11 protein-coding genes are annotated in these 11,876 nt (G+C 29.1%); all 11 read left to right on the forward strand.

Features of this window, described 5'->3' with window-relative positions:
* The first annotated feature begins 41 nt into the window (after nucleotides 1-41).
* The 11 genes from EXC59_RS00745 (at nucleotide 42) to EXC59_RS00795 (ending at nucleotide 11,777) form a co-directional block, all read left to right on the forward strand.
* Nucleotides 42-1,133: a helix-turn-helix domain-containing protein gene (locus EXC59_RS00745; protein ID WP_051658997.1), complete on the forward strand. Its 1,092-nt coding sequence runs from the start codon at nucleotides 42-44 to the stop codon at nucleotides 1,131-1,133.
* Nucleotides 1,108-2,820 carry an ABC transporter ATP-binding protein gene (locus EXC59_RS00750; RefSeq protein WP_035369006.1) on the forward strand — a complete coding sequence of 571 codons (1,713 nt, stop codon included), beginning with the start codon at nucleotides 1,108-1,110 and terminating at the stop codon, nucleotides 2,818-2,820. Before EXC59_RS00745 ends, EXC59_RS00750 begins: the two co-directional genes overlap by 26 nt.
* A 108-nt stretch (nucleotides 2,821-2,928) precedes the next feature.
* Nucleotides 2,929-3,243 (forward strand): ArsR/SmtB family transcription factor, encoded by a 315-nt coding sequence (locus EXC59_RS00755; RefSeq protein ID WP_051658998.1) that lies wholly within the window; start codon nucleotides 2,929-2,931, stop codon nucleotides 3,241-3,243.
* Between the two features lie 3 nt (nucleotides 3,244-3,246).
* On the forward strand, nucleotides 3,247-5,223 hold the full coding sequence (locus EXC59_RS00760) for a heavy metal translocating P-type ATPase (protein WP_035369008.1): 1,977 nt from the start codon (nucleotides 3,247-3,249) through the stop codon (nucleotides 5,221-5,223).
* Between the two features lie 125 nt (nucleotides 5,224-5,348).
* Nucleotides 5,349-6,473 (forward strand): hypothetical protein, encoded by a 1,125-nt coding sequence (locus EXC59_RS00765; protein ID WP_035369009.1) that lies wholly within the window; start codon nucleotides 5,349-5,351, stop codon nucleotides 6,471-6,473.
* 105 nt (nucleotides 6,474-6,578) lie between these two features.
* Nucleotides 6,579-7,712 carry a GGDEF domain-containing protein gene (locus EXC59_RS00770; protein WP_162163977.1) on the forward strand — a complete coding sequence of 378 codons (1,134 nt, stop codon included), beginning with the start codon at nucleotides 6,579-6,581 and terminating at the stop codon, nucleotides 7,710-7,712.
* Between the two features lie 150 nt (nucleotides 7,713-7,862).
* Nucleotides 7,863-8,138 (forward strand): rhodanese-like domain-containing protein, encoded by a 276-nt coding sequence (locus EXC59_RS00775; protein WP_035369012.1) that lies wholly within the window; start codon nucleotides 7,863-7,865, stop codon nucleotides 8,136-8,138.
* Between the two features lie 8 nt (nucleotides 8,139-8,146).
* Nucleotides 8,147-9,784 carry an FAD-dependent oxidoreductase gene (locus tag EXC59_RS00780; RefSeq protein WP_035369013.1) on the forward strand — a complete coding sequence of 546 codons (1,638 nt, stop codon included), beginning with the start codon at nucleotides 8,147-8,149 and terminating at the stop codon, nucleotides 9,782-9,784.
* On the forward strand, nucleotides 9,777-10,082 hold the full coding sequence (locus EXC59_RS00785; protein ID WP_162163978.1) for a rhodanese-like domain-containing protein: 306 nt from the start codon (nucleotides 9,777-9,779) through the stop codon (nucleotides 10,080-10,082). The genes EXC59_RS00780 and EXC59_RS00785 overlap by 8 nt, the downstream gene beginning before the upstream one ends.
* Nucleotides 10,072-10,323, forward strand: a complete 252-nt coding sequence (locus EXC59_RS00790) for a metal-sensing transcriptional repressor (protein ID WP_035369015.1) — start codon at nucleotides 10,072-10,074, stop codon at nucleotides 10,321-10,323. The genes EXC59_RS00785 and EXC59_RS00790 overlap by 11 nt, the downstream gene beginning before the upstream one ends.
* A gap of 92 nt (nucleotides 10,324-10,415) precedes the next feature.
* Nucleotides 10,416-11,777, forward strand: a complete 1,362-nt coding sequence (locus tag EXC59_RS00795) for an aldehyde dehydrogenase family protein (RefSeq protein ID WP_035369016.1) — start codon at nucleotides 10,416-10,418, stop codon at nucleotides 11,775-11,777.
* Nucleotides 11,778-11,876: the final 99 nt, after the last annotated feature.

An 11,876-nucleotide genomic window follows, 5' to 3' on the forward strand; every position in this document is an offset into this window, starting at 1 on the left:
GATATAATAAACATATAAAATAAAAGCAGAGGTGGAAAAGTATGATACAAATTGGAAATAGAATTAAAGAATTAAGAATTGCTAAAAAAATTAGCCAAGAAAAATTTAGCGAAGATTTATTTGTCACATCCAGTGCAGTTTCTAAATGGGAAAACAATTTAAGTTATCCGGATTTAGATAAGATTGTAGATATTGCAAATTACTTTAAAGTATCTGTTGATTATTTATTAGACTACAAAATTAAAGATAACCATATTGATGATTTAATTAGTTCAATTGAAACATCATATAAAGAAAAAACATTTATCTATAAACCTGAAGAATTAGAAAAACTACTAAAGGTTTATAGTCAAAACTTTAAGGTGAATTATTATATTGGTAAGTATTTATCTTTCTATAGAGATCCAAGTGGAATAGAAAGATTTGATTTAGCATTAAAAGCATTAGAAAATGCAGTCTTACTATTTAGCCAAAATAATAATAAAGCAATTACGCTATATGATTTACAGTTAGCAATCATTGAATTATATATTCGCATGAGAGAACCACAAAAAGCAATCGACTTTATTGATCAAAACGGATTAGCTTTAGAACAGCAAATTACAAAATCAATTGCTTATGAAATGTTAAAAGACCATGATAAAGTATTGGAACATTTCTCAAATGGATTCATCTTAAGTTTAACAAGAATTATTAATGGTACATTTACTATCATGACGTCGTTTTTTGAGAATAAAAACTACGATGAAGTAAAGAAGATTGCTGAATGGACAATCAATTTAATTGAAAGTTTAGTAACTAGAGAATCTGAATGGGCTCTTCAATTATTAAATAATGCGACAAGTTATTTAATGTTTGCTAAGTACGAATTAGGGGGAAATTATTTAGAAGAATTAAACAAGATGGTTTATTATGCAACTGTCCCAGTTGATCCTAAATCATTTAAAACAGATACACTAAAATTCAACTATGGTAAATCATTGAGTATTTTCAACACTTCTTCAGGAACAAACCTTTATGAAGAAGCGATTGAACAATTCCAATATGCAACCAGATTTGACAATAAATATAAATTATTATTAGATATATATGAGAAGAGGATTAAAAATGAGAGATCAAAACTTAAGGGGTAAGTATTTAAAATCGTTTTATCGAAAAAACAAATTTAATATGATTTTTTCAATCATATTATCGATTACATTAGGAGTTTTTAACGTAGGTATATCAGTATTACTCCAACAAATAATTGACGTAGCAACCTATGGGAATATGGATCAATTCACTGAAGTTTTAATTATTTCAGTAGCAGCAATTATTACACTTACAATTGTTTATGCGATACACAATATATTCTTTCCAAGATATATTCATAAAGCATTAAAACAATATAAAAATGATGCAGTTAAAGATGTCATGAAGAAAAATATCCAATCATTTAATGAAGTTGGATCAAGTAAGTTCTTAAATTCACTTACAACAGATATTTCTAATATAGAAGTAAAGTATTTAGAAAATATCCTAGATTTATTTAGCAACTTTGTAATGTGTATTGGCGCAATCATTTCCATGTTAATCTTTAATGTAGAGTTAACATTAGTTGCGATTTTATTATCATTTTTTCCAGTTGTTGCGACATTATTAGCTGGTAGACGTTTAGTGAAGTATGAACAAGAAGTATCTGAAAAAAGTTCAAGTTTCTTACACTTTTTAAAGGATTCATTAAATGGATTTTCAGTTGTTAAGAGTTTTAATGCAGAAGATAAAATTAATGAATTAATTATTGAAAAAAATAATGAACTAGAAGAGTCAAAAGAAAAAAGAAGAGTAGCAACTGAGCAAATTAAAATGATTGGTCAGATTACAGCAATTATTTCACAGTTTGCGATTTTCTTATACGGAACCTATTTAGCAATTAATGGAGGTTCAATTACACCAGGGATTATTATTCTATTCTTACAACAAATGAACTTTGTTGTAACGCCGGTAACAAGAATACCAACAGTAATATCTCAAAGAAAAGCAATGTTACCACTTATTGATGAACTCGCTAAAAACACACTAACTGAAGAGTTACATGAAGAAGTAATTGATGATGTGACATTAGAAGATGGAATTGAAGTAAAGAACTTAAACTATAATTATGAGAATCACCAAGTCTTAAAAAATATTAATTATAAATTTGAAAAGAATAAGAGTTATGCTTTAGTTGGTCAATCAGGTTCAGGAAAATCTACCCTACTAAAGGTTTTATCAGGTAATCTTAATGACTTTGATGGTAACATTCATTTTGATGGTAAACCATTAGAAAAATTAAACAAAGATCGATTAAATGGTATGATTTCTTTAATCGAACAAAATGTCTTTATATTTGATTCAACAATCAATAACAATATTACAATGTATGGAAATTTTGCTAGAGAAAGAATCGATGAAGCAATTAAAAAAGCAGGATTAAGACCAGTAATTGATATAAAGGGTGATTTATATCAATGTGGGGAAAGTGGATCAGGATTATCTGGTGGTGAGAAACAAAGAATCGCTATTGCAAGAGGTTTACTCAGAGATGCAAAACTGCTATTAATTGATGAAGCAACCTCAGCTTTAGATAATGAAACCTCAGTTTATGTATCTAATCAAATCTTAAACTTAAAAGATTTAACAAGAATCGTTGTAACCCATCGATTAGAAGAAAGCGTATTAAGAAAATATGATGAAATCTTAGTTTTAAACAATGGTGAAATTGTAGAATCAGGAAACTTTGATGAATTGATTCTTAAAGATTCTGTATTTAAATCAATGTTTGTTCTACAACAAGGCTAAAGGGAAATTTTGTTTCCCTTTTTTCTTTTATAGAATTGCTTTACTTGTTAAGGTAATAAGAGTATAATATGAATATATGAGCAATCATTCATATGTATGAGGTGAAAAATGGATAAGGTCACAATTGCAAAACAAAATTTATTGGATGAAGTAACCAAAGGTCAAGTCTCTGATCTTTTTAAATCTTTATCAGACCCAACAAGAATCGCAATTATTTTTGCACTTAAGGGTACTGAACTCACCGTAACTGAATTAACAGTTATTTTAGAGATGACACAAAGTGCAATCTCACATCAATTAAGAATCTTAAGAGACAACAACATCGTATCAAATAAAAAAATAGGTAAAGAAGTTTATTATAGATTAAGTGATGATCATATTTACTCAATCTTTAATCAAGCTATCGAACACGTGAAGGAGTAAATTATGAAAACACATAAAAGACATCATGAACATAGTATTTTAAATCATCCAGATCCCAACTTAAAACATACACATCACGATGATGATGGTGATGAACATCATCATAATTTAAAATTGATTGTTGGTTTATATTTTATTGGATTAGGTTTATTTATCATTTCATTATTCTTTAGAGGAACAACAGCTGAAGTTGTTTTAAATTTAATTGCTATAGTTTTATCAGGATTCCATGTAATTTATGAAGGTATTGAAGATACAATAACTGAAACAAGAAAACAAAGAAAATTTAGACCAAACGTCCATATCTTAATGACACTTGGTGCGATTGGATCTATGATTATTGGTGACTTTAATGAAGCCACACTCCTAATCTTGATTTTCGCAGGGTCTCATTTCTTAGAAGACTATGCTGAAGGTAGAAGTCGAAGAGAAATTACAAATCTATTGAGTATCACACCTAAAACAGCAAGAAGAATAAAAGAAGATGGCTCAATCGAATTAATTGATGTAAAAGATATTAAAGTTAAAGATCGTTTACAAGTTTTAATTGGTGATCAAGTACCAACTGATGGTGTGATTATTAAAGGTAACTCTGATATTAATGAATCAGTGATTACAGGGGAATCTATACCAGTCTTTAAAAAAGAAGAAGATAATGTATATGGTTCATCTATTAACTTAAGTAATGAATTAATTATTGAAGTAACTAAAGATGCTTCAGAAACTGTAATTGCGAAAATTATTGAATTAGTCAGTCAAACAAAGAAAAATATTTCTAAAACTGCAAAAATTATAAAACGTATTGAACCAATTTATGTAAATATAGTTCTAATTTTCGCTCCAATATTTTATCTAATGGGCTTATATTTATTTGGTTGGGGACATGATGTATCATTCTATAAAACATGTGTATTATTAATTGTCACATCTCCATGTGCACTTGCTGCAACTGATATTCCAGCTACTTTATCATCTATTTCTAACTTAGCTAAACGTGGGGTTTTATTTAAAGGTGGAAGTTATTTATCAAATATTTCTGATATGAAAGCTATTGCCTTTGATAAGACAGGTACATTAACAATTGGTAAACCAGTTGTTGTAGATAAATTTGTTGTAACTACAGCTGCAACTAAAGATATTTCTTTATATGAAAAACTATTAGTTTCAATGGAACGTCAATCAAATCATCCGCTTGCATTAGCGATTTTAAATCATTATCAAAATGTAGAAACAATGGAAATTGAAGTAGAAAATATTATTGGTGTTGGTCTAAAAACAACATATGACAATAATGTGTATACAATTACTAAACCTGCATATTTAAAAGATATCACTGGTAGTACAAAAGAAAAAATCGATGAGTTTTCAAAAGAAGGTAAGACAGTCATTGTCTTCGCTAAAAATAATGAAGCAGAAATAATTCTTGCACTTCAAGATATAGCAAAAGATAATGTGAAAGAAGTCATTACATACTTTAAAGAAAACGGTGTTAAACCAGTTATGATAACAGGTGACAGTCGCTTGACTGCTACAGCAATTGCAAATCAAGTTGGTATCGAAGATATTTATGCAAATGTAATGCCAGATCAAAAACAAGCCATTGTCATGGAATTAAAAGAAAAGTATGGTGTCACAACAATGCTTGGTGATGGTATAAATGATGCACCAGCATTAACTGCAGCTGATATTGGTATTGCGATGAAAGATGGTACAGATATTGCCATTGATGTTGCTGATGGTGTTTTAATGAAAAATGATTTATCTAAGTTTATTTATACACATCAAATTAGTAAAAAGTTAAGAAGGATTGTTCTTGAAAATATATTCTTCTCAATGGGAGTTGTTTTATTACTCTTAATTTCTAATATTATCGGGGTAATGGATATGCCAATTGCGGTAACATTCCATGAAGGTAGTACAATTTTGGTCATTTTAAATGGATTACGTATGCTCATACCGCTTAAAACAAACATAAAATAAAGTCAACTATGTTAAAATAAAATTGTCAAAAAAATTAAATAGGGGAAAGTAAAATTATTAGCACGAACACGTTCGTTTTTTAAACTACTTTTTTCTTATAAATTTTCTATAAAGAGAGATAGACGATGAACTATACGATTAGAGAAGTTACCACAAGAAAAGATGCGAAAGTATTTACGAAGTTTCCAATTAAGTTATTTAATCATATTGAAGCATTCGTTCCTGCTTTAACATTAGATGAATTAAATGTGTTTGATAAAGAAAAAAACCCAGTACATGAGTACTGCGAAAGTATTAGATTTTTAGCCTATGATAAAAATAAAGTCGTAGGTAGAATTGCTGGTATTATCAATCATAAATATAATGAGGCGTTTCAAACAAAAATTGTACGCTTTACACGTCTTGATATGATTGATGATATCAATGTGACAAAGTTATTAATTGATACGGTTGTGTCATGGGGCAAAAGTAAAGGAATGGATACCATTATTGGTCCAATCGGATTTACAGATTTAGACCGTATGGGTTTATTAGTTGAAGGATTTAATGAATTAGGTTCATTTATTACGATTTGGAACCCGGATTATTATCATAAACATCTTGAACAATTGGGATTTGTGAAAGATGTTGATTGGATAGAATCTCAAATCAAATGGCCTGAATCAATGCCTGAGCGTATTGAACGTGGTGCTAAAATTGTACGTGAACGTTATGGATATGAATTAGTTAAAGTCAATAAAATGAAAGACTTAGATAAATATATTTATGATGCGTTTAATGTTTACAATAGGGCATTTAGTGAATTGTATGGATTTTTCCCACTCACACAAAAAGTGGAAGATTATTATGTGAAACAAGTTAAATCACTAGTAAAGTTAGATTTTGTTTGGTTTGTTACCAATAAACATAAAGAAGTGGTTGCAATCGCATGTATGATGCCAAGCTTAGCACTTGCGAATAAGAAAAATAAAGGGAGCTTGTTCCCATTTGGTTGGGCAAGGATTTTAAGAAGTTTAAGAAAATTTGATGTTATTGACTTTTATTTTGTAGCAGTTGATCCAAAACACCAAGGGAATGGTGTGATGGCGTTAATTATCGAAGATGGAATTAAACAAGGATTAAAATATGGCGTAAAAATGGCTGAAACAGGTCCGGAACTTGAATTGAATAAAAAAATTCAAGCACAATGGATGCAGTTTAATCCACATTATCATAAAAGAAGAAGATGCTACACTAAAAAGATTGATTAAAGTTTAAAGTATTTGAATACTTTGGATTTAGTATTGGGAGGTACTAATCCTATGATTGATATGAACTTGATACTGTTCGGGGTATGTTTTCTCATAACAGTTATTTTGATAAGTTTAATTTTTACAAATTTATATGCAAATCACATCTATAAAGGCATTAGACAATGGCTTTATGGCAGTGTTTTATTCTTTTTTGCAGTCTTAATTTATAGTTTTGACCCCACACAAACACAAGAAATTAATTTTATATTTGGGAATACTGCAGTAGCGTTTTCAATGGTTTTATTCAGTCATGGTACAACTAAGTTTTTAGATCATGAGAATGATTCAAAAGAACTCTCCTTATTATATTTAGTAGTTTTTGGACTATTGTGTGTCTTTAAATATATTAATAATCAAGTTGAAATCAGACAAGTTTTAATGAGTTTTTATGTCATATATGCAATGTTAAGGCTAGCATTTGTTTCATTTAAATATTTTGATAAACCTGGGTTTAATTATTTAAAAATTCACTTTGCTTTAGGTCTAGGTATTTCAATATTGCACACGCTTAGAATTGTTCTTATTTTATTAGGTATAGCACCTCAAACATCTAATCTTTTTGGGGTTAAATATGATGAACTCATTCTTGCCTCAATCGCATTATATATTACAGTCATGATTGCAATAATGACAGTATATATTAACTATAAATCAACTGGTATTTTAAAAAATGAAAGACATAATTTAGAATTAGAATCAATGACAGATTATTTAACACAACTTCCAAATAGAAGAATGCTTCAAAGTTATTTGTCAAACTTAATGTCAAAACATAAACGATTTGCTTTAATCATTACCGATGTCGATGGATTTAAGGACATTAATGATCAGTATGGTCATGATATTGGAGATTTAGTTTTAAAAGAGTATGCACGCGTTTTAAACCAACATAAACGACAACAAGATTTTATTGCCCGCTATGGCGGAGATGAATTCATTATTGTGATTGATGATTATGAAACAAATGATACATTAGAAAAGAATTTAAAATCTAAATTAGCTGAGGTAGCGACAGGAATTGAAGTTGCAAGTATTCAGTTTAGAATAAAAACATCTGTAGGGGTTGCTTTATATCCAACAGATGGATTAACGCTTGATGAATTGTTTAAAAAAGCTGACTCTGCTTTATATCATGTTAAGTCAAATGGTAAGAATCAGATAGCGTTTTATCAAGATATTAAATCAGAGAGAATTTGAAACTAGATTTTAAGTAATCTAGTTTTTATTTTTCTTAAAATAGCTAAATGAAAAATTTATCATAATTGATTCATTTGGATTGACTATAATCAAATATAAACCGTATAATAAACATACCCCGGTGGGTATAATTAGAAAAGGGGAATTGTCATGTTATTTAAAAAAATACCTAGCATAAAATGGAGTGAACTTAAAGATGATGACTTCATAATTGATGTAAGAGAGCCTTATGAATTCGAAGCATTTCATGCTAAAGGTGCTAAGAATATACCGTTAGGACAAATTCGTAAATTTAATACAAACAAACGTGTTTATGTTACATGTCAATCAGGAATGAGAAGTAAACTGGCTGTTAAGATATTAAGAGCTAATGGAATAGATGCCATCAATATTAAAGGTGGCATGATGAAATACTACACGAAATAGGAGTTTATATGGCAAAAATTGTTGTTGTTGGTGGCGTTGCAGGAGGAATGAGTTTTGCAACTAGATATAGAAGATTAAATCAAAATGATGAGATTATCGTTTTTGAAAAAGGACCATTTGTATCATTTGCAAATTGTGGACTTCCTTATTATCTTTCAGGTGAAATTAATAGTTTGGATCAGTTATTAGTAGCTAAAGATACAATGCTTCTAAAAAGATTTAATCTTATGATTAAACAAAATCATGAAGTTGTAGCAATTCACCCAGAAAATAAGGAAATTATTGTTAGAAATGATGGTCGTGATTCATCATATTTTTATGATAAGTTGATATTATCAACAGGTGCTAATCCAGTTATTCCTGAGATTAAGGGTCTAGGATTAATGAAACACTTTGTGTTAAGAAATATCCCTGGGTTAGAAAAGATAATATCTTATATCAAAGATAATAATCCAAAAAAAGTCAGTATAATTGGTGCTGGTTTTATTGGATTAGAAGTTGCTGAAAACTTAGCAAAATTAGGTATGGATGTATCAATTATTGAAAAATCAAATCAAATTTTAGGGCCAGTAGACTTAGAAATGTCTAAATTCATTGAAAACGAGTTAATTAGAAATAACGTAAAAGTTTATACTTCAAAAGATATTTTAGAAGTTAAAGAAAAAAGTATCCTTTTAAATGATATTGAACTTGAAACAGACTTTTTAATTATATCAATTGGAGTTAAGCATCATAGTAACCTTGCCAAAGAAGCAGGTGTTAAATTAGGTTCTAAAGAAGGAATTTTAGTTAATGAAAAGTTTGAGACTTCAATCAAAGATATTTATGCGGTAGGGGATGCGATTATTGTAAAAAACTACCTTACTCAAGAAGATACTTTAATTCCATTAGCAAGTCCTGCAAATAGACAAGGTAGACAACTAGCAGATATTTTAAATGGTATGGATGTAAGTTACCAAGGAACACTTGGAACGTCTATTGTTAGAGTGTTTGATTTAACGATTGCTCAAACTGGCTTAAATGAAAAACAACTTTTAAATAGGGATTATAAAGTCATCCATTTAATGGCAAATGACCATGCAGGATATTATCCGAATGCCACACCTATTAACTTAAAAGTCATTTTTGAACCTAAAACAGAAATGATTTTAGGAGCGCAAGCAGTTGGAAAAAAAGGTGTTGATAAGAGAATAGATATTATCGCTACTGCAATCAAGGCTAAATTAAAAGTAAGTGAGCTACAGGAGTTAGAATTAAGTTATGCTCCACCATTTGGTAGCGCGAAAGATATTGTAAACTTAGCAGGTTATGTTGCTCAAAATATAATCCTAGGCTTATCAAAAACGGTTCAATGGCATGAAGTAGAAACTTTAGTTAATGAAGGTGCATACTTACTTGATGTTAGAAGTAAAGAAGAATATAAAAACCTAGGTAAGATTATGGATGCTATCAATATTCCAATTGATGAACTTAGAGATAGAGTAAATGAAATACCTAAAGATAAAAAGATTATTCTATACTGTCAAAGTGGAACAAGAAGTTATAATGCAGAACGTATTTTAAGACCATTAGGTTATGACTGCTATAACTTAGATGGATCATTTAGTATATATAGTAAGGTTAAAAAGGTAAATAATAATGTATAAAACAGTCATGACTTTTGAATTAGAACAATTAATGAAAAAACAAAAATTAAATATTATTGATGTAAGAGAACAAGATGAAGTAGATAATGGGCATATTAAGGGTATTATTCATATGCCATTATCATCATTTGGTAGACACTTAAATAAAATTAATAAAAATGATGAATATTATGTCATTTGTTACTCTGGTGCTAGAAGTACACAAGCGGCTCAGTTTTTAGCCAATCAAGGCTATAAAGTAACAAATGTTATGGGTGGAATGAGTATTTATCAGGTGGAATTAGTTTATGAAGTGTGATACAGCGATTATTAATAGAATTAAAAGAACACATGGTCAAATGACTGGGGTATTAAATTTAATAAATGAGGAAGCGACTTGTGAAGAAATTATTATGCAACTTAAAGCAATTAAATCAAGTATTGAAAAAACAATTGGCCTGATTACAACAACCAATTTATTACAAAAAATAGAAGAAAAAAATGATCTAAAAATTGAAAACGTTGATGAAGCATTAGCACTTTTATTAAAGAGTATTTAAAAATCACCCTAGCTCAAATGAGTTAGGGTTTTATATTTTAAAATAGGTATCTTATTTCATGTATAATAAGTATATAAGTAAGGGTGATCATTATGAAATTTGATGTACTATTCACATCACACAAGAAGTTTTATCAAACAAAAATAACTAAATCATATCAATTTAGAATTGAACGATTGAGAAAACTACAAACAACGATTAAAAAATATGAACCTAAAATACTAGAAGCTTTAGCATTAGATTTGGGTAAATCACATGAAGAAAGTATACTCACAGAGGTAAGTGTTGTTTTAAGTGATTTAAATCATACAATCAAAAACTTAAGAAGATGGATGAAATCAAAAAAGGTTAAAACGCCACTGGTTTTATTTCCTGGAAAATCAAAAATAGTAAAAGAACCTTATGGAACTGTTTTAATCTTAAGTCCTTGGAACTATCCATTCCAATTAGCAATGAATCCTTTAATTGGTGCGATTGCAGGTGGTAATACTGTAGTGTTAAAACCTAGTCCATTAAGTGAACATACAAGTTTAGTGATTAAAGAAATTATTGATGAAATTTTTTCAAGTGACTTTGTATCATGTGTATTAGGCGGTATCGAAGAAGCAAATCAACTATTAGATTTAAAATTTGATTATATCTTCTTTACAGGTAGCACAAATGTAGGAAAACATGTCATGGAAAAAGCAAGTAAAAACTTAACACCTGTCACATTAGAATTAGGTGGTAAGAGTCCGGTTTATATTGATGAGACATTTGACTTAGACTTGGCAGCTAAAAGAATTGTTTTTGGCAAGTTAATTAATGCAGGTCAAACTTGTATTGCCCCTGACTATTTATTTATTAAAGAAGGTTTAGAAGAAACTTTTATTAAACATGCTATGAAACATGTTGAAGCATTTTATACTGCAAATCCAATTGAAGCAAATAATTATCCAAAGCTAATCACAGAAAGACATTTAAAACGCCAATTAGCATTAATTGAGCCACATCATGTGGTTTATGGAGGAAAATCAAATAAAGAAAAATTAGAACCGACTTTCTTATTAAATGTTAAAAAAGAAGATCAAGTTATGCAAGAAGAAATCTTTGGACCTATATTACCAATCATGATCTATCAAGAACTTGATGAAGTTATTTCATATATTTTAGAACATGATAAGCCATTAGCTTTCTATGTTTTTTCTAATAATAAAAACGCAGTTAAAAAATTAATGCATACCATATCGTTTGGTGGTGCGACTGTTAATGATACATTAATGCATTTTGTTAATCAAAACCTACCTTTTGGAGGTGTAGGTGGATCTGGAATGGGTGCCTATCATGGTAAATATAGTTTTGATACATTTACGCATCAAAAACCAATCTTAACAAGAGGGAAACTTGATTTACCTTTTAGATATCAACCAGTAAATAAAAGAACATTAAAGATACTTAGAAAGTTCACGAAATAAAAACCAGAAATTAATTTCTGGTTTTTTTATCTTTAGTTATGTATAGATAGTTATCTATAAAAAAAAACAATGTATAATTATATTGAGATATATAGTGGG

Source organism: Acholeplasma hippikon (assembly GCF_900660755.1).
In the GTDB taxonomy this organism is placed as follows: Bacteria; Bacillota_I; Bacilli_A; order Acholeplasmatales; family Acholeplasmataceae; genus Acholeplasma; species Acholeplasma hippikon.